Consider the following 17,466-nt stretch of genomic DNA (forward strand, 5'->3'; position numbering starts at 1 on the left):
ACTATCAAGGCTACAAACAGGGACAAGGGGCTAGACCAGTAAAGTTCCGGCTCTTAAGGTTTTCTTCATGAGCAGCCTGCAGCTTTCGACGGCGCCTTTAGTGAGGCTTCTCTTTGCGATAGGAGCCCTAAGCAGTCTGATGCTGCTAGCTCTTCTCAATTTGATCAGCTAACTCTTTCTTTGCAGCTTGGGAGATCTCCCGATCGACTCGCTGCTAACGCAGCTCTGCCACAGCCTTACTGCAAGTGCCACAGTGCTGCTGCAAGCGCCACCAGGGGCAGGGAAAACCACCAGAGTTCCGCTTGCGCTTTTGGGTGCCCTTGATGGTCACACCCCTCTTCCAGGCCGAATCTGGATGCTGGAACCACGACGATTAGCTGTCAAAGCAGCAGCCTCGCGACTAGCCGCAAGCTTGAAAGAGCCATTAGGAGAGCGCGTGGGCTTCGCTATACGACATGAACAGCTGCGCTCAAAACGAACTCAATTAGAGGTCATTACAGACGGCTTGTTTCTACGTCGCCTTCAGAGTGATCCAAGCCTAAACGGCATTGATTGCGTGATCTTTGATGAATTTCACGAACGCCGGCGAGACAGCGACCTCGCCCTGGCCCTTTTGCTTGAAGCCCGACCGCTGCTCCATCCAGAGCTACGGCTTCTGCTCATGTCTGCAACGCTCAATCTTGGCGAATTACAAGATCGCCTACCAGAAGCAACCCTTCTACAGAGCGAGGGGAAAGCCTTCCCAGTCGCCACCCATCATCAGACACCCCGCCCAGACGAACCGTTACCCCATCAGGTGATGCGGGCCATTACGGCCCATGCCCTACCTCTCAGCGAAGCAAGCGATCGCACCAGTTCACGCCCCACCGTGCTGGTGTTCCTACCTGGACAACGTGAAATCAAACGCACCCAAGAACTACTGGCGGCTCAAGAAAGTCTTACGCATTGGAATCTTGCCTATCTTCACGGGCAACAGCCTCTGCAGGTGCAAGCGCGGGCATTGCTAAGGGCAGAATCGCCTTGGATAGGCAAGATCGTCTTAGCAAGTTCTATCGCGGAGAGCTCACTCACCCTCGAAGGGGTTCGACTGGTCATCGACAGCGGCCTGAGTCGGCAAAGTCGCTTTGACCCCAACACTGGCATGGAGGGACTTGAGACAGTGCCCTCCAGCCTGGCAAGCGCCAATCAACGCCAAGGGCGAGCCGGACGCCAAGGTCCAGGCCAATGCGTTCGACTTTGGTCGCTAGCAGAACAACTGCGCAAGCCCAAACATGCACCTCCAGAAATACTTGTTGCCGATCCCATGCCCGTGGTGCTTGAGCTAGCGGCCTGGGGCGCTGGCTTAGGGGAAACCCTGCCATGGATCGACCCCCCACCTCAATCAACGTTGCAGAAGGGAAGGCAACAACTGATCAATCTGAACGCCCTCAACCATGACGGACGCATCACAACGCTAGGCCGCCAGCTATGCAAACTAGGCATACACCCCAGGCTAGGGATCCTGTTGCTCCAAGCCCAGGGATGGGGATGCGCAGCCCTGGGAGCCGAACTAGCCGCTTTACTGGGTGATCGAGATCCCCTCAACAGCCATCAGGTTGGCTCAGACCTGAGGACTCGTCTGGATTGGTTACGTCAAGACCAGCGAGACATTCATCGATCTGCCAGACAAGCCCATCAACAGATGCGCCGTCTCAGTCAAAAGCTGCTTGATCAACTCAAGACCATTAGGCAAGACGATCAATACAGCAAACAAGCAAATAAAGACCTCTCAGAACATGCCCTGGCAGCACAACTAATTGCCACAGCCTTCCCGGAATGGTTGGCCTTGGAACGACCAGGAAAAGCCGGACACTATCGATTGCGACAAGGACGCGGCGCCATTCTCCGCCAGCATGACCCTCTCAGATCTTCTCCTGCCCTAGCAGTTGCAAGGGTGGATCTTGGCCAGGCCAACACACTCATCCAGCTCGCAATCCCCCTCTCGATGCAATGGGTAGAGACGCTGAGCCAGACAGATGGGGAATGGAGTGAATCAGTGAGCTGGGATGAAAAAAGCTCGCGAATACGAGCAGAGCGACTGTTGAAGATCGGCGAACTAGTAATCCAAAGGGAACGCCTCCCACAGCCAGAACCCGAACACTGCCGCAAGATCCTGCTCGATGTCTTGTGCCATCAGGGTCTAGGGCAACTCCCCTGGGGCCGTCGCAGCCAACAACTGCGTGCACGCCTGGAACTCGCCCACCGCCACCTAGGCACCCCCTGGCCACCTCGCGACCTTAAATTCCTTGGTCATCAGCCAAGTTCATGGCTCAACCAACCGCTGTTGGGTTGCCATAGCTTGGATGAGCTGGGTGAAAAAGGGCTAATTGAAGCTCTCTGGGGAGAGCTCCACTGGGAGATGCGCCAGAGACTAGACATCCTGCTGCCAAGCCAACTAACCATTCCCTCTGGTCGGTCTGCTGTACTCAACTATGGCGATGGAGAGGTGAAATTATCGGTGAAGCTTCAAGAAATGTTTGGCTGCGAAGACGGCCCAAAACTGATCAATGGCAAGCTTCCCGTGACCCTTGAACTGCTCTCTCCAGCAGGGCGTACTCTGCAGCTCACAAGAGATCTAGCAGGCTTCTGGAGTGATAGCTATCAGGACGTGCGCCGCGAAATGCGCGGTCGCTACCCGAAGCATCCCTGGCCAGAGAACCCGCGAGAAGCCCAAGCAACAGCCAGCATCAAAAAGCACATGGCCGGATGAGATGAAAACAAGGGGAAAGTTACCTAAAAAATGCGAATCTATTGCCATGAAGACGGTCAAGCCATCTCCATGCTTTGTTACATTGATGAGATCTTGGAGTCACCAATGGCCGACAAACCTCAGCCCCGTTTCGGCTTCGTCAACTTCGCAGAAACCTGGAACGGCCGTCTAGCCATGATGGGCGTCGTCATCGGCCTCAGCACCGAACTTCTGACCGGCCAAAGCATTCTCTCTCAGATGGGCCTTGGCTGAATGTCATTGCAACCCTTCAAGCAGTAGCAGCCATATGAGGTGATAAATGTAAATCGACAAAGTTTGCCTAAAGCGCACCCTGCAATAACGATGGGCCACAGTAGAGCAACGTTGGAGTGATTAACTTGCCCCCACTCTTCGTCAACAACCGACGCGATGGCGCAAGGCTTCTGAGCAGCGCCCTGGTGATTTTCACAATCGCATCCACCCAACTGGATCATGCCTGGGGGCAAGCTGTTGCTGCTCTTAGCGTCGTGATCTGCCTCTACTGGGGCATGGCCTACCGACGCCTTGACCGCTGAATCCCTTCCAAACTATTCAGTCCGCGATCTCAACGCGGCTATTGGCACTCTGCTGGAACGTGGCTTTGCACCTCGATTTCTGGTGGAAGCGTCAGTCTCCAAGCCACAGATCAAAAAAGGTCATCTCTGGCTAACCCTGACTGACGGCAACGCAAGTATCACGGCAGTGGCCTGGGCTTCCAAGCTGCAGCAACTCACCTACAGGCCTGCAGAAGGGGATGGGGTAACGGTTGTCGGCAAGCTCAACTTCTGGGCAACCCGAGCAAGCCTGGCCGTGCAGGTCATAGACATGCGTCCGTCCCTATCGACGGTGCTGCGTCAGTTCGAAATTGTGAAAGCCCGACTATTGAAAGAGGGAATCATCGACGAATCGAAACGGAAAGCGTTACCAAAATATCCAGAGGTTATAGCCATCTTGACCAGCGTGCCCAGTTCCGCCCTGGCAGACATGCTGCGTACAGCAAAAGAGCGCTGGCCTCTAACTCAATTGCTGATCATTCCCATTCCAGTCCAAGGTGGTGTAGCAAAACAAATCCAATCCGTTTTACGTTCTCTGGCTAATCAACATGATGAGCTGGGGATTGCAGCGATCGTGCTGGCCAGAGGAGGTGGCAGTCGTGAAGACCTGATGGTGTTTGATGATGAAGACCTATGCCGTGACCTGGCCAGTTTCCCAATACCAGTGGTGACTGGACTAGGGCATGAGGATGACCAAACAGTGGCTGATCTGGTTGCTGACCATAGAGCCGCGACTCCAACCGCAGCGATGGTGGCCCTGTTGCCCAGTCGGGAGTCAGCTCAAAATGTGCTGATGCAACGCCGTCATCGACTTAAAGACCATTGCAATTGGCTCATTCGCAAAGAACGTGAGCGGCTTCTAGTGCGAGGTAAAGCGTTGGAGTGTCAACAACCGCTGAAACAGATAGAGCTTCAGCGCATTCACTTAAGCCAGAAGCATCAGCTCCTCCAAGCTCTATCACCAGAACTCTGGTTGATGCGCGGTTTTGCCATCGTGAAGCACAAACAAGGTAAAACTCTTCGAAGCGTGGGTGATGTATCTCTGCTGGACAATTTGACCATCCAGCTCAGTGATGGCCAGATCAATGCCACCACAGAAGCAATTAATCAGCAAAGGCTCTCGACATGATAAAAGCCACTTCATCATCTGAGAAGACGCCGAGACATTCCGGCTCTAAACAGCAAAAGCACGCCATCAATACTGCGCAATCAACGCTAGATAGCATGCTGAAAGAATGGCGCCAAGATGCGAAATCACTCAGCTACGAAGAATCTCTACAAGCGCTCGATTTACTCCTTACTCAATTACAGAATGACAGCGTTCCTGTAGAAGAGCTCCAAAGACACTACTTACAAGGGAAGGTCTACCTTGAGCACTGTGAAGCACTGCTTAATACCGTCGAACAAAGCGTGCTGCAGCTCGATGCGAGTAGCCTAAAACCTGATTCAGACACATAATTCAGCAGAGGTTTACACTTTAGACCTGTCTTAACTCCATTTTTCTGGAGCCTACTTGCCCAAACAAATTACAAGTCTATTGCGACCTCGTAAGAATTTTACCTTATAAATTCCGGTCCATCCACGAACCAATGGAGCTGATTCAACAGCCACAATATTACCCTTAGAGCTATGCATCGAGCGATGCGAATAGCATGCCAGCTCCCTCTCTTACCTTTAAAGCGACTGATCCATATAAAATCTGGGGGATCAGAGTTAATGATGCAAATTCCATGGTCTTTAGTTTAGCAAGAGTCAGGGAAAATCACCACCCAATCAACAAACCGGGTCTCAAGCGCGAGTTCTCACATACTCGAGAAAACTAACATTTTCCAACATGTCTTACGACTAGCTTTGTAAACTGATTCCGCAAATGATGTCTTGTGACTAAAACCTAATATGGCAGCAAGAGAAATGCGGCCCACAATCAATTCACGCATAACCAGTAAAGGTAACTAAAACCATGTCATAACCTAGTCGCAATAGGTTGTCTGATATTTTTGCAGGCTTAAATTCAATCGCATTCAAAGCATCTATGTAGGCCCTGGAAAATAAATATCACTTATCAATGCTTACAATGCCTCAATAAATTACTAATTGAATAGCCTGCAATTATTAAAGGCTGTCCTCAGAGAAGGTGCTGAATCATTCGGAAATAAAAAACTACTATTAATACTTTGAGGAGGCAACAGTTTCGCACTTAGCCATCAGTCAATACCTAAGTCATTAACAATACGAGCCGCAATCACTGAAGATAACTTCTAGCAATCGCCAATGAATCATGCTTACTATTCCCCGGCAAGATTACTCAGCCGTTCAAATCATAACCAATCTAAACGCCTTCACGAGTACTAGAGAATATGACTCCAATGATGCTGTTTGCACCTAGCAAGAAGCAGATTCTATCAAGAAAATCTTGCTCAAAATTATTTCACTCAAAAATTCTTAAATGTCAAAATCAATAGCACCTTTAAAGGATCGCTACAATGGTTTCAGCTAAAGCAAATCAATGGGCATGGTTCTCAACTACATACTCTTGACCTTTATCAGTTGGCCATTTGTAGCACTGGTAGCAGGTTGGTGTTGCCAACCGTTATTTCCAAATAACAAGGCCTTCGACTTACAAAGGAATAGTGGCCGTACAACATTCGCCACTCGATCGCTGATCATCTCTGCTGTTCTCTCAGCAATTGCCTGCTTCATCGATTTACCACTCATCAGCCAACCTTCAACTTTAGGCCTTTAAAGAAACAACTTCATGCCTCTCGTTAACGACTACTTAGAATCAAAGAAAATTCGATCTCTGCTGTGATTGGCTACGCCAATTAAAAACATAATCATGAGGCAGCATTTGCTTTGAGTTTGACCATGGAGAATAGACATCTGTACTCATCGAAAGTCATCTGTTTACGCTGAAAAATTATGGGCCAAGAAAATCTTTAAGCCAAAATTTAACTAGAGAAATACGATCTCAATGCCAACTTCAATTCCTTAAAGACAATTGACAAAAGTTTCTACCCTAACTTGATTGAAAATCCAAAATAACAAGCAGATCTAAGCACTTCAAAGCCATATATTGTGGCCACTATTCGTCAAGGTAATGACTGGGTATCTTAGGGCATGGTTCAATACAAAGCGCAAAGGATATTTCCAAGGCTTTGCCACTTGTTCTTCAGGCCCAGCGCATTGAACAGCAGTTCGCCTCTATGAAGGCACTGACGACACTCAGACCAGTAATCATACATATACAACTAATCAGTGGTTTCACATGGCTTCTTCACTAGCGTTGAGATTATCACCTCACGAGTGGCATGAAAGCACCAAATAGTTTGCTGCAATGGGTCTACTTGATCCTGGCAATCACTGGAGCAATCCTTCCCACACTAGCCAACATCGACTTTATGCAGCAATACGGTCCAGACTTTGATATCAGCTTATTTATAGCACTATCGAATGCAAATCCTGCAGCTCAATCTTTATCCCGAGATCTGATCATAGGTGCTAGTGCTATCACCATCTGGATCGTTGTAGAGAGTCGACGACTTCAAATGCGACACCTATGGATCGTGCTTTTAAGTAGCATCACAATTGCCTTCGCATTTGCCGCACCATTATTTCTCTTCCTGCGTGAACGTCGGCTACAAGAAATAGCAAATCATGCTGAGAACTAGAAATACACTGTTGGTAGCTCTAGTTTATTTTTTCAACCTCCTATTCAACAAAACACGCTTCTCAATAGGAGCGGATCAACACACTGATTAGTATCTAAAGATCATCAATCCTCTGAACCAGCATCTTCAGCCGTAATATCAATTGTGGCCGCACTAGCAGGGGTAGAAATCCCTCCATCAACTTTAAAATCACCTAACTCTGAAGTATCAGACAGGCCTGCACCACAGACAGGACACTGACCAGAGCTCCCAAAAGTGCGCAGTCCACAAGCCTGACAAGTCACCATGCGGGACTGAAGAACACGCCAACCCAACCAACCAAAGCCAGCTAGCAAAAACGGTAAGACCAAAGCGACAAGCATTAACCCACCAGCGAGATCAAGCAAAATCCGCCCGGCTGCAGTGGGTAACAGCAAGATCAGCAGAAGGGCCAACCAAATCAGAGGAGAAGGCCTGGCCATTTCAACGCTGGAAGCGGGCGTCCCGCTCCATCCAAGACTCCAAGGCTGCTAAGACTTCGATCAAAGCCCAGCCTCCAAAAAAGACTCCGGCAACAAGGGCCACCACAAATCCGATCAGCAGCATTACAGGCACGGCCAAAAGAGTAAGACCTGTAATCAGCACAACCGCACCTATCGCCATACTCAATAGAGCCATGCCTGCAAAGGCCGGCGGCAACCGAGCAGAGCGTGCTCGCATCAGAGAAGGCACAACAATCAATTAAAAATCAATTTTATGCTGACTGAAGACGTTGTGAAATCAGCTTTTTAGCGGGTTCGGTTCTCCCCATTGATGCCGACTCCTACTGGCAAGAACCACGCTCCAGCACTGCCCAAAGTAAAGGATCACACCTACCATCCAAACCCAAAAGGTGAGCACCAGAACACCACCGATGAAACCATAAGCCTGATAACGCGTGCCCAGCGAAAGAATGCTTCGACTAACGACCAAGTTGAGGATCGTTAAAAGCGTACCAATCAAAAAAGACCCAGGGACAAGAGGTCTGAGTGGTACACGTCTACTAGGTAGCAAAGCCTGCAACAACAATGCCATCCCAGAGAGGCCAAGTAATGGCACAACGAACTGACCTACCTGAAGCACAGGCACTCGAGACAACAAAGCGGCAAGCCATGGTGTCGTGCGAATCAGCTCATCCCAAACAGCACCTGGGATCATGCGTACATTGACGCTGATCTGATCAACAACCAGAAGCAGCCCGACCAGGATCACGACCACAAAAGCCTCAATTCGAGCACGAAGGAAGCGGGTTAGCTGAACAACAAATGGTGCAGGTGTTGAGGGCAAGGGCAACAGGTCTCGCCAAAGACGATCAGCACCACGCTGCAAAGTTAAATAGGCGTTACCAGCAGTCACCATCAGGAACACAGCTCCGAGCAATCCTGCACCAAAGCCTTGTTTGACAAGTTTGACCAATGTTGATTCCACCAAACCAACAACAGAAGGTGGGAGAACCTGCGCAGTAAAGTCAACAATTTGCTGATCAAGACCATGCTGACGGCCAAGAAACCAAGAGGCTACAGACAGCGAAATCAACAGAATTGGGAAAAATGACTGCAACGTGTAATAAGCAAAAGCAGCACTAAGATCTACACAATCACAACGCATCCAGCGAAGGTAAGCCCGCCACAAACTTGCGACCAACCATCTAGCCCAACGTTTCCAACGAAGCTCCACGCTTGGCATTCATCTACTGCTAATAACGCTAGCGCCAGCCAATCAAAGACCTCAGGTGTCTATTTGATTATCTTCTTTAAAAATCACACTGACTTGCACATCAAAAAAGCCACCCGCAGGGGTGGCTTTTTCTTGGTAAATCAACAACTCTTTCTAGAGGTTGATGATCTACATGCGGAAATGTTTTACCTGGCATTGAGCTATTTTCTCAGAGGGCTACCCCTAAAATATCGTCGCCGCTGATGCGTTTCACAACCGAGTTCGAGATGGATCGGAGTGGTTCCACATCGCCATGAACACCAGGATAAAATCATTCCCAAGGAGTGAACCTTGAGAACTGCATAGGTCATCATCCTTGCGAATGATGCTCTGAATTGAATAAAACTTGTTTCTCGGGCAAGAACCAAATGGATGGTCAAGCCCTCGGTCTATTAGTACTCCTCCGCTGCATCCATTACTGGACTTCCACGTAGAGCCTATCAACGGGTGTTCTTCCCGTGACCTTACTGGCTTATGCCATGGGAACACTCATCTTGAGGTGGGCTTCCCACTTAGATGCTTTCAGCGGTTATCCACTCCGCACATGGCTACCCAGCGTTTACCGTTGGCACGATAACTGGTACACCAGAGGTGCGTTCCTCCCGGTCCTCTCGTACTAGGGAGAAATCCTCTCAATGTTCCTGCGCGTACACCGGATATGGACCGAACTGTCTCACGACGTTCTGAACCCAGCTCGCGTACCGCTTTAATGGGCGAACAGCCCAACCCTTGGGACCGACTTCAGCCCCAGGTTGCGATGAGCCGACATCGAGGTGCCAAACCTCCCCGTCGATGTGAACTCTTGGGGGAGATCAGCCTGTTATCCCTAGAGTAACTTTTATCCGTTGAGCGACGGCCCTTCCACTCAGAACCGTCGGATCACTAAGGCCGACTTTCGTCCCTGTTCGACTTGTAGGTCTCACAGTCAAGCTCCCTTCTGCCTTTGCACTCGTCGACTGATTTCCAACCAGCCTGAGGGAACCTTTGCGCGCCTCCGTTACCTTTTAGGAGGCGACCGCCCCAGTCAAACTGCCCACCTGATACTGTCCGCTCCCCGGATAACGGGTGAACGTTAGAACCCTAGCTCTGAAAGAGTGGTATCTCACCATTGACTCAGTAGCACCCACGAGCACTACTTCAACGTCTCCCACCTATCCTGCGCATTCAGAGCCCGGGCACAATACCAAGCTACAGTAAAGCTTCATAGGGTCTTTCTGTCCGGGTGTACGTAGTCCGCATCTTCACAGACAATTCTATTTCGCCGAGCCTCTCTCCGAGACAGCGCCCAGATCGTTACGCCTTTCGTGCGGGTCGGAACTTACCCGACAAGGAATTTCGCTACCTTAGGACCGTTATAGTTACGGCCGCCGTTCACCGGGGCTTCAGTCGCCAGCTTCGCTTACGCTGACCGGCTTCCTTAACCTTCCGGCACTGGGCAGGCGTCAGCCCCCATACATCGTCTTGCGACTTAGCGGAGACCTGTGTTTTTGGTAAACAGTCGCCTGGGCCTCTTCACTGCGACCAGCTCTCGCTGGCACCCCTTCTCCCGAAGTTACGGGGCCATTTTGCCGAGTTCCTTAGAGAGAGTTATCTCGCGCCCCTCGGTATTCTCTACCACCCTACCTGTGTCGGTTTCGGGTACTGGCAGTTATGCCTTAACGGGTATAGGGCTTTTCTTGGAAGCATGACATCACCAACTTCGCTGCCGTAGCAGCTCGTATTCACGCCTCAGCTCAGAACGTTTTCGCCGCTCCTCAACGCCTCGAACGCTTAAACCAGTAACCAACATCTGGCTTGGCTAGCCTTCTCCGTCCCCCTTCCCAAAACATAACCGGTACAGGAATGTTGACCTGTTATCCATCGACTACGCCTTTCGGCCTCGCCTTAGGTCCAGACTAACCCTCCGCGGACGAGCCTGCCGGAGGAACCCTTAGGGTTTCGGGGCATGGGATTCTCACCCATGTTTTCGCTACTCAAGCCGACATTCTCACTTCTATGCAGTCCACGCCCGCTTACGCTAACGCTTCGCCCCACATAGAACGCTCCCCTACCATTTAACAAGTTAAATCCGCAGCTTCGGTACAACACTTAGCCCCGTTCATTTTCGGCGCAGGATCGCTCGACCAGTGAGCTATTACGCACTCCTTTGAGGATGGCTGCTTCTAGGCAAACCTCCTGGTTGTCTGGGCAATCCCACCTCCTTTATCACTTAGTGTTGATTTGGGGACCTTAGCTGGCGGTCTGGGCTGTTTCCCTTTCGACTATGGAGCTTATCCCCCACAGTCTGACTGCCTAGTTACACACAGGGTATTCAGAGTTCATCTCGATTAGGTACCGCTCTCGCAGCCCGCACCGAAATGGTGGCTTTACCCCCCTGCTGGAGCACTAGACGCTACGCCTCAACGTATTTCGGGGAGAACCAGCTAGCTCCGGGTTCGATTGGCATTTCACCCCTAACCACAGCTCATCCGCTGATTTTTCAACATCAGTCGGTTCGGACCTCCACTTGGTATCACCCAAGCTTCATCCTGGCCATGGTTAGATCACCCGGGTTCGGGTCTATAAACACTGACGATCGCCCTATTCAGACTCGCTTTCGCTATGGCTCCACCATTTCCGGTTTAACCTGCCAGTGCCTATAAGTCGCCGGCTCATTCTTCAACAGGCACACGGTCACCCGATTTAGTCGGGCTCCCATTGCTTGTAGGCTCATGGTTTCATGTTCTATTTCACTCCCCTCCCGGGGTTCTTTTCACCTTTCCCTCGCGGTACTGTTGCGCTATCGGTCACACAGTAGTACTTAGCCTTACGAGGTGGTCCTCGCGGATTCACACGGAATTTCACGTGCTCCGTGCTACTCGGGATACAGCTAGTTCAGTTCAGTTTTCGGTTACGGGACTTTCACCCTCTGTGGTGTGCCATTCAAACACTTCTCCTAACATCCCTGATACACATTGCTGTCCCACAACCCCGATGGTCGAAACCATCGGTTTAGGCTCTTCCCCGTTCGCTCGCCGCTACTTAGGGAGTCGTTTTTACTTTCCTTTCCTCCAGCTACTAAGATGTTTCAGTTCGCTGGGTTGGCTCGCACCAGCCTATGGATTCAGCTGGCCGTACTAGGGGTTGCCCCATTCGGAAATTCCCGGATCAAAGCGTGTGTCCAGCTCCCCGAGACTTATCGCAGGTAACTACGTCCTTCATCGCCTCTGTGTGCCAAGGTATCCACCATGAGCCCTTTGTAGCTTGACCAATTAATCTCTATAACGCTTCACGTAGTTGAATACGTATTCTTAGCAATTCACCTGGCTTCAATCTCAAACTTCTCCAGTTAAACTGAATTGTTTGTCATTGAAGATGGTTTGAATCACCAATCAAACTCTCGATGCCTCGATGACATCGAAAGAACGCTATAGAGTCTCGGCTCTTGACTCAAGAATCAAACATCATTCTCGTTGATCAACCTCAGCTCTCTACTGACGTAGATTGCATTAGCTGATTGCCAAGAACAATGCATCCATGAGATGCTTTATTCTTTCCAGACTTACCTATGCAGTTGTCAAGGTTCTGCTGAACATCTCTGAAATTCTTGCGAATTACAGTGAGCCCAGCGTCCTATCAACCTCATCTCAATTGATTGAGTCCTGGAATGATAAGAAGCTAGGGTCTGCCAGCAAACTTAAATTCTAAATCACATCACACAACGGTTCTCACCATTGGCTCGTTGTCAGAAGATTCGTCAGTGGAGGTTAGCGGACTCGAACCGCTGACATCCTGCTTGCAAAGCAGGCGCTCTACCAACTGAGCTAAACCCCCAACACCGAATGGGCCATCCTGGACTTGAACCAGGGACCTCACCCTTATCAGGGGTGCGCTCTAACCACCTGAGCTAATGGCCCAGGAGTAACCCTTGCGGGGTGTGACCTAGACAAGTTTAGGAACTAAAATCAATCATCAATCTCCAAGCTGATTAATCAGCTTTTCTTTGATTCTCAACTTGAGGTACCGATCGACCTAAGGTGACAGGATTTCGGCCTAAGAATTAAAATACTCAGACATCAAAATCATTGTGTTGTCTCCCTGTTAGGAGGTGATCCATCCGCACCTTCCGGTACGGATACCTTGTTACGACTTCACCCCAGTCATCAGCCCCACCTTCGGCGTCCTCCTCCACAAGGGTTGGAGTAACGACTTCGGGCGTGGCCAACTTCCATGGTGTGACGGGCGGTGTGTACAAGGCCCGGGAACGTATTCACCGCAGTATGCTGACCTGCGATTACTAGCGATTCCTTCTTCACGTAGGCGAGTTGCAGCCTACGATCTGAACTGAGCCACGGTTTATGGGATTTGCTTGTCCTCGCGAACTTGCTGCCCTTTGTCCGTAGCATTGTAGTACGTGTGTAGCCCAGGATGTAAGGGGCATGATGACTTGACGTCATCCACACCTTCCTCCGGTTTATCACCGGCGGTCTCTCTAGAGTGCCCAACTGAATGCTGGCAACTAAAAACGTGGGTTGCGCTCGTTGCGGGACTTAACCCAACATCTCACGACACGAGCTGACGACAGCCATGCACCACCTGTCACTGCGTTCCCAAAGGCACTCTCTCGTTTCCAAGAGATTCGCAGGATGTCAAACCCTGGTAAGGTTCTTCGCGTTGCATCGAATTAAACCACATACTCCACCGCTTGTGCGGGCCCCCGTCAATTCCTTTGAGTTTCACACTTGCGTGCGTACTCCCCAGGCGGAACACTTAACGCGTTGGCTACGACACCGAGGGGGTCGATTCCCCCGACACCTAGTGTTCATCGTTTACGGCCAGGACTACAGGGGTATCTAATCCCTTTCGCTCCCCTGGCTTTCGTCCATGAGCGTCAGTTATGGCCCAGCAGAGCGCCTTCGCCACTGGTGTTCTTCCCGATATCTACGCATTTCACCGCTACACCGGGAATTCCCTCTGCCCCTACCACACTCAAGCCAATCAGTTTCCACTGCCTTGATGGAGTTAAGCTCCACGTTTTAACAGCAGACTTGAAAAGCCGCCTGCGGACGCTTTACGCCCAATAATTCCGGATAACGCTTGCCACTCCCGTATTACCGCGGCTGCTGGCACGGAATTAGCCGTGGCTTATTCCTCAAGTACCGTCAGATCTTCTTCCTTGAGAAAAGAGGTTTACAGCCCAGAGGCCTTCATCCCTCACGCGGCGTTGCTCCGTCAGGCTTGCGCCCATTGCGGAAAATTCCCCACTGCTGCCTCCCGTAGGAGTCTGGGCCGTGTCTCAGTCCCAGTGTGGCTGATCATCCTCTCAGACCAGCTACTGATCGATGCCTTGGTGAGCCATTACCTCACCAACTAGCTAATCAGACGCGGGCTCATCCTCAGGCGAAATTCATTTCACCTCTCGGCATATGGGGTATTAGCGGTCGTTTCCAACCGTTATCCCCCTCCTGAGGGCAGATTCCCACGCGTTACTCACCCGTCCGCCACTAACCCGAAGGTTCGTTCGACTTGCATGTGTTAAGCACGCCGCCAGCGTTCATCCTGAGCCAGGATCAAACTCTCCGTAGTAGATCAAACCCTCTCGCAATCAACCCTTACAGGCTCATCACTCAGTCTGATTTGCTTCACCCACTCATTCGCACTGGCGTACGACAAGCAGTTGTTGCCTCCTTCCTCTGACAGAAGGATTACAAGAGTGCACTTCAGAATCTCTTCCTTCTGTGACTTTCCAGGATCTCAGATCCGGTCGTTGCTTTCACCTGTCACACCTTTGACATCAATCCTCGCCCGTGAAAGCAAAAATTGATGCTGTAACAGGTTTCTGCAACTCATTTCTTTTGACGGGACCTCACACTCTCGTCGCATATCTGCTCAAACCTTTTGATCAGCTTTTGATCGCTGCTCATCGGGCCTAAACGCGACAAAAGCGTCAGTTCCTAAACTCTTAAGTTGTCCAGGTTCTGCTCCTCCACTCCCTTGTAAGGAGTGTCAGGCGCTGCGATCTTACGATCGCTTCTAAAACCTACAACACCAGCGGATCGCTCCTCTGATCTTGTAAGCGCCCACTGACACCTCAAGCTTTCGCTATCAGCACCGCGTGGGTTGCGCTACAGGGCTCAGCCCTTCGCGCAGTCCAAAAACATAGCCCATTCCATACCCCTCTCGCAATCTCTTCTCAATCCTGACCTGACTCAGCCATGCAGTAAAGCCTCTCCCCAAGAGCGCAAACGCTGCATTTCTGCAGGGGAACCAGTCGCTAAAACAGGAAAGTCAGCCGCAGTCAAGTCTTGCCCAGGATGAAGCTGAGCAGGATCTGCAGCCAACCATTGAATGGGGCAATTGAGCTCATTGAGGACTAACCAAGCCGCAGCAAGGTCCCAGATCTTCGGCGTAGCTTCTAAAGCAGCAACAGTTTGCCCCATGGCCACACTCACCAGATTAAGGCTGGCCACACCGAGGAGTCGGATTTTACCGGGAAACGGTTGATCAGGCCTGCGCTGCAGGACCCGAATGGAACGACTACAAAGGGAGACACAGGCACTACCAGTCGAACGCGTTTCATTCGTCAGCCGCTTGCCATTACGCCAAACACCCTCACCTCGAATAGCCACAATTCTCTGATTAAGGGAAGGAACATCCAGAAAAGCCTCCACTGGTCTTCCTCCCACAAAGCGAGCCATGGAAATAGCCCAATAAGGGATACCGGCTGCAAAATTCGTAGTGCCGTCCAAAGGATCAACCACCCAATAAGCCGGTGAATCAGGAACGCATTTGGAACCTTCCTCACTCAACACACCCTCCTGTTCCACAATCTGAGCAAGACCAGCGACGATGGCTGCATCACTCCAACGATCACAAGAAGTAATCAATGAACCGTCAGGCTTGAAATCGGAAACGATATTGCCAAAGTCTTGACGTTGACGATCTGCAACTCGATCAAGGAGTTGATGAACTGCGCTCAGTTGCAAAGAACCAAGAGATTCAGGCAAAGGCCCACTACTCATCACTCAGCTTGCAGGATGGAAGCCTTGCAGGCTGGAGTGAGCGGAGAAGGTTTGATAGGAACTGCGGCCGAGTCAAAGAGATCATCTTTCGGCTTCTTATTGGAAAGCTCTAAGGAATCACAAGCCGCAATCTGATCCAAACCTGTTCGGCGACTAAGCTGGATCATGCTTTGATTGTATTTAAGCATTGCATCTGCATAGAGAGTCTTGGCCTGTTTAAGATCACGCTGATTATTCACAACCTCTCTTTGCGTTGTCACTCCTGCCTGAAATCTCAAACGCGCCAATCGAAGTGATTCTCTTGAAGATAAAACTCCAATACTCGTTGTCTTGATATCTTGGTTAGAGGCACGAAGATTAAAAAAACTTTGCTCAACTTCTAGGCGAACCTGATCACGCTTTTCTGCGAATTCAAACTCACTTTGCTGAGCCTTCTGTTTGTTCTGGCGATATTGAGCCCTTGCTCTCCCTCCATCAAAAATATTCCAGGTGAAGCCCAAACCAACTGTGTTGTCAGACGTCCATGAATGTTGCGTCCAGTCGACAGAGTCATCAATAGTTAGCCCAGCTTGACCCTCTCTTCGAATGGCTTGATAAGTATTAGTGAGCTTAATAACTGGCTGCACTGCGGCAAGAGCAGCATTGGCATTACTATTATTAATAGAGATATCAAGTATTAAGCTATCAAGTTCCTCACGAAAGGCATAAGCTGCAATAATACTCTCCTCAAGGGAGGGCTGCCAAATACCAATAATTTGAACAGGATCAGCCGCTGTAGGAGTTACATCTTGGGGCAAGTCTAACAATTGAGCAAGAGTTCTACGTGCCGTATTCTGCTGAGCTAAGGCAAGAGTTAAAGACTGAGTATCGCGAGCAAGCTGAGTTTCCGCCTCGAGCACTTCAAGCTTGGTCGCGACCCCTGCTTGCAATCGAGACTGAGCATCACGCAAACTCACGAGAGAAGCACGAACAGCATTTTGACCAATACCCACACCTTCATCAGCTCGCTGCAATTTAAAATAAAGATCTGCGGCATTTAAACGTAAGTCGCGAAGTGCAATCAGATAAGTATCTCTCTGCTTTTCAAAACTATCTCTAGCCGATGCAATTTGAGGAGCTCTTGCAGGATCAATAAGATTCCAGTTCAAAGTGGCATCAAAACTTGTAATCCATTCTTCCCCAAAAGTATATTCCTCAGTGGTTTGCTGATGATTCTCAGAGTTGCTGCGCCCCTCATCCCCTGCGAAATTAACATTAGATTTAAGACTTAAAGTTGGATACCAGGCTGAAAGAGCAGCTAAAAGGTTTGACTTTGCTTGCTCTACCTGACTCGCTGCCGCTTTGAGGCTGGGACTATTGACTTCAGCTAATTGCTCTACTTCAGACAAGCTGAGAGGGCGAAGCTCCCTAATCCTCACCTCTGAAGTTTTATTTGGCAGCGCAAGACTTGGCGTGGCCCCAAGCGAAGAAAGAGGCTCAGGCAAACTAGTTGCTGCAGGCTTAACTGCTGAAGGGTCAACCCTCGGTCGAGATCCCTTGAGCTCAATGGCGCTAGGAAGAGTCGACTGATCGATTAAAGCTGAACCATCAGCCTCAGCTTCTAGTGAGGCAGGCGCTTGATCAGTGCTGCTGCCATGCTGTTGAACCTCAAGCGACTGTTGAGCTCGAACACCAGTGCACCCTTGAGCCAATACGCCTGCAAGGAGAAAAAGTCTTGCGGTAATCAGACGCACAGCAATTTG

11 protein-coding genes, 2 tRNA genes and 3 rRNA genes are annotated in these 17,466 nt (G+C 50.3%); 6 read left to right on the plus strand and 10 right to left on the minus strand.

From position 1 onward, the window contains the following. The first annotated feature begins 187 nt into the window (after window positions 1–187). From hrpB to SIB68_RS07695, 6 genes are all read left to right on the plus strand, one after another. On the plus strand, window positions 188–2,749 hold the full coding sequence (gene hrpB / locus SIB68_RS07670) for an ATP-dependent helicase HrpB (RefSeq protein ID WP_063399090.1): 2,562 nt from the start codon (window positions 188–190) through the stop codon (window positions 2,747–2,749). 105 nt (window positions 2,750–2,854) lie between these two features. Then, window positions 2,855–3,001 (plus strand): high light inducible protein, encoded by a 147-nt coding sequence (locus SIB68_RS07675; protein WP_063399100.1) that lies wholly within the window; start codon window positions 2,855–2,857, stop codon window positions 2,999–3,001. 116 nt (window positions 3,002–3,117) lie between these two features. Further along, on the plus strand, window positions 3,118–3,303 hold the full coding sequence (locus SIB68_RS07680; protein WP_041374662.1) for a hypothetical protein: 186 nt from the start codon (window positions 3,118–3,120) through the stop codon (window positions 3,301–3,303). Next, window positions 3,293–4,450: an exodeoxyribonuclease VII large subunit gene (xseA, locus tag SIB68_RS07685; protein ID WP_063399091.1), complete on the plus strand. Its 1,158-nt coding sequence runs from the start codon at window positions 3,293–3,295 to the stop codon at window positions 4,448–4,450. Before SIB68_RS07680 ends, xseA begins: the two co-directional genes overlap by 11 nt. Then, window positions 4,447–4,779, plus strand: coding sequence for an exodeoxyribonuclease VII small subunit (gene xseB, locus SIB68_RS07690; RefSeq protein WP_063399092.1), 333 nt, complete (start codon window positions 4,447–4,449; stop codon window positions 4,777–4,779). The genes xseA and xseB overlap by 4 nt, the downstream gene beginning before the upstream one ends. A 1,850-nt stretch (window positions 4,780–6,629) precedes the next feature. Further along, the gene (locus tag SIB68_RS07695; RefSeq protein ID WP_063399094.1) at window positions 6,630–6,989 is read left to right on the plus strand and encodes a DUF2834 domain-containing protein; all 360 of its coding nucleotides are present in this window, start codon (window positions 6,630–6,632) and stop codon (window positions 6,987–6,989) included. A gap of 104 nt (window positions 6,990–7,093) precedes the next feature. Here the strand turns inward: SIB68_RS07695 and SIB68_RS07700 are convergent, their stop codons facing one another. From SIB68_RS07700 to SIB68_RS07745, 10 genes are all read right to left on the minus strand, one after another. Further along, window positions 7,094–7,450 carry a hypothetical protein gene (locus SIB68_RS07700; protein ID WP_063399095.1) on the minus strand — a complete coding sequence of 119 codons (357 nt, stop codon included), beginning with the start codon at window positions 7,448–7,450 and terminating at the stop codon, window positions 7,094–7,096. A gap of 1 nt (window position 7,451) precedes the next feature. Next, on the minus strand, window positions 7,452–7,688 hold the full coding sequence (locus SIB68_RS07705; protein ID WP_063399101.1) for a hypothetical protein: 237 nt from the start codon (window positions 7,686–7,688) through the stop codon (window positions 7,452–7,454). A 60-nt stretch (window positions 7,689–7,748) separates the two neighbouring features. Continuing rightward, on the minus strand, window positions 7,749–8,693 hold the full coding sequence (locus SIB68_RS07710; RefSeq protein WP_063399096.1) for a YihY/virulence factor BrkB family protein: 945 nt from the start codon (window positions 8,691–8,693) through the stop codon (window positions 7,749–7,751). Between the two features lie 178 nt (window positions 8,694–8,871). Further along, a 5S ribosomal RNA gene (gene rrf / locus SIB68_RS07715) occupies window positions 8,872–8,988 on the minus strand. Between the two features lie 107 nt (window positions 8,989–9,095). Continuing rightward, a 23S ribosomal RNA gene (locus SIB68_RS07720) occupies window positions 9,096–11,972 on the minus strand. A gap of 491 nt (window positions 11,973–12,463) precedes the next feature. After that, window positions 12,464–12,536: transfer RNA gene (locus tag SIB68_RS07725), tRNA-Ala, on the minus strand. 9 nt (window positions 12,537–12,545) lie between these two features. Further along, a tRNA-Ile gene (locus tag SIB68_RS07730) sits at window positions 12,546–12,619 on the minus strand. Window positions 12,620–12,803: 184 nt separating this feature from the next. Then, window positions 12,804–14,288 (minus strand): 16S ribosomal RNA (locus tag SIB68_RS07735). Together the 16S, 23S and 5S rRNA genes with 2 tRNA genes alongside form the textbook arrangement of a ribosomal RNA operon. A 623-nt stretch (window positions 14,289–14,911) precedes the next feature. Beyond that, window positions 14,912–15,724, minus strand: a complete 813-nt coding sequence (locus tag SIB68_RS07740) for an inositol monophosphatase family protein (RefSeq protein ID WP_063399144.1) — start codon at window positions 15,722–15,724, stop codon at window positions 14,912–14,914. Continuing rightward, window positions 15,724–17,457, minus strand: coding sequence for a TolC family protein (locus SIB68_RS07745; protein WP_063399143.1), 1,734 nt, complete (start codon window positions 17,455–17,457; stop codon window positions 15,724–15,726). The genes SIB68_RS07740 and SIB68_RS07745 overlap by 1 nt, the downstream gene beginning before the upstream one ends. Between the last annotated feature and the right edge of the window lie 9 nt (window positions 17,458–17,466).

This window comes from Prochlorococcus sp. MIT 1323, assembly GCF_047304905.1.
Classification (GTDB): Bacteria; Cyanobacteriota; Cyanobacteriia; order PCC-6307; family Cyanobiaceae; genus Prochlorococcus; species Prochlorococcus marinus_D.

Coding starts and splice junctions, on each gene's coding strand:
- SIB68_RS07675 (WP_063399100.1), top strand. CDS start 2,855: ATGGCCGACAAACCTCAGCCCCGTTTCGGCTTCGTCAACTTCGCAGAA.
- xseB (WP_063399092.1), top strand. CDS start 4,447: ATGATAAAAGCCACTTCATCATCTGAGAAGACGCCGAGACATTCCGGC.
- SIB68_RS07695 (WP_063399094.1), top strand. CDS start 6,630: ATGAAAGCACCAAATAGTTTGCTGCAATGGGTCTACTTGATCCTGGCA.
- SIB68_RS07700 (WP_063399095.1), bottom strand. CDS start 7,450: ATGGCCAGGCCTTCTCCTCTGATTTGGTTGGCCCTTCTGCTGATCTTG.
- SIB68_RS07705 (WP_063399101.1), bottom strand. CDS start 7,688: ATGCGAGCACGCTCTGCTCGGTTGCCGCCGGCCTTTGCAGGCATGGCT.
- SIB68_RS07710 (WP_063399096.1), bottom strand. CDS start 8,693: ATGCCAAGCGTGGAGCTTCGTTGGAAACGTTGGGCTAGATGGTTGGTC.
- SIB68_RS07740 (WP_063399144.1), bottom strand. CDS start 15,724: ATGAGTAGTGGGCCTTTGCCTGAATCTCTTGGTTCTTTGCAACTGAGC.